Source organism: Paracoccus chinensis, assembly GCF_900102885.1.
GTDB lineage: Bacteria > Pseudomonadota > Alphaproteobacteria > Rhodobacterales > Rhodobacteraceae > Paracoccus > Paracoccus chinensis.
In genome coordinates this window covers 1-1,722 of record NZ_FNGE01000064.1, presented here as the reverse complement: position 1 = coordinate 1,722, position 1,722 = coordinate 1, and the positions used below count along the sequence as shown (strand labels likewise).

Annotated in this window: 1 protein-coding gene; it reads right to left on the bottom strand. The window is 65.7% G+C overall.

The features are described 5' to 3' along the window. Window positions 1-410: DUF3768 domain-containing protein (locus BLQ03_RS17615; protein WP_139166819.1), on the bottom strand; the 410-nt coding region annotated here is incomplete at its 3' end. Window positions 411-1,722 lie beyond the last annotated feature (1,312 nt).

Sequence of the window (1,722 nt, the reverse complement as noted above, 5' to 3'; positions counted from 1 at the left end):
GTGTCGTAAAGGTCGATCTTCCAGAAGATCGCCACGCCATGCGCCTCGACGCGGCCAAAGGAATGATCCTCGTAAGGGTCGTTGTCCTCGGTCCAGTCGGTGTAGTTGATCACCGCGTTCATCAGCGCGGCTTGGGTCCGCTCGGGAATGGCGCGAAAGCCCGGCGTGGCGACGGTGCGGCCTTTCAGATGCTGGCCGCGCCAGAGGGCCGCGAAGCCCAGGACTTGCCGGAACGCATCGTTCTGTTCCGCGATCAGCAGCCGCAGCATGTGGTCGCGGGCCTGCTCGGCGGGGTTGCAGAGCGGGCAAAGGCCGGGGCCTGCATCCTCGGACTCGTAGTGATCGCGACAGGAACCGCAGCGATAAACACTGGTGTTCGTGTCTGCCGGGGCGGCATTGACATGTGCCATGTGTGGCTCTCCTTCTAGCGACGGTCCCGCCTTGGTCTTTGCCTCGGTCGGGGTGCCCTTGATGGGCGGGGTTGCAGGTGAGGACCGCGAAGCGGCGCCTCTCCTGAAACCCTGCCTCCCGGCGAGGGCAGGAGGGGGTCCCACGCAAGGTTGTCCGTAGGGGCGAAGGGGAGGGGGATCACCCGGCCTGCACGGAGCGCGCAGCGTGGAGGAAGGCCGGGGAAACCCCTTCGCCCCGTGAAGCGGACGGCCTTGTGTGGGGGAACCGGCGGTTCCCAGAGACGGACGCGCGCCCTTCGCGCGGACCACCAAACCGGGGGCGTTCGACTCGTCCGAATCCCCCCGGATAACGCGAGCCCCGCATCAGCGGGGATCTCTGATCCTTCTTTCTTCTCTCCGAAGCGTTGCGTCGGGGCCCAAGCGGGCAGTTACCCACAGCGGCTCACTCGCCTGCGCTCCTTGATGGCGCGTCCGGCTCGCCGCTGCCGGGCCGAGTGCGGCCCTTGGATAACTGCCCGTGTTCCGCGTCAGGGATCGCACCCCGAAGGGCCGAGACGCGCTCCGCGCGGCTCGGGTGGAGGCCGCTCGACGGCCGGAACGAGAGCCCGGCCCGGCGTGCCGGGGACGCCCTCAAGCACCAAGCGGGAACGAGTCCTCGTCATCGGCGTTCCTGTGCCATGGGACGACCGGTCACCAGGACAAGAGTTGCATCGGTCTGGCAGAAGCTTGCGAGTGCAATCGCAATTCTGGCGGTCGCGATGTTCGTGGCGCATGGTGTAGCCGCGAAAGGCACACTTCCCCACGCCCACGATCATTCCGTTGCTCACGCCGAAACATCGCTCATCGCAGCTAGTACTCCTGCTGAGCCGGGCGGGAGCCATGAGCATTCGTCGGCGGTCGGCCACAAGCATGGCACTGCCAAGGATGGAACTGCTCCCTGCTGTGGAGAGGCGTGTCTGCTGGCGCTGATGCCGGACGTGGATACTCATCTCAACGAGCCTTGGGGCGTACGGTCGAAATCCCTGTTCGTTGTCTCCTCATTGGCGGGGCACGACCCTGAAGGGCTGCGTCGTCCTCCACGGCTCTCCCCTCGGATCTGATCGCATTCCATCGGGAGTGAAGCGCCAAGCCTGATTGAAGAGGTGGGCGCCACTCTCAAGCCTCGGACGGGCGGATCGCGGTCATGAACGCGAGGCTTTCACCTTGCGTCGTCGATGGCGGTGAGACTGGCGCCGCGCTCGCCGCTTCCTGTTTCCGGCGCTTTGGCAACGGAGAAGCCACATGCACCAGATGTCCACTGAAATGCAGAGCT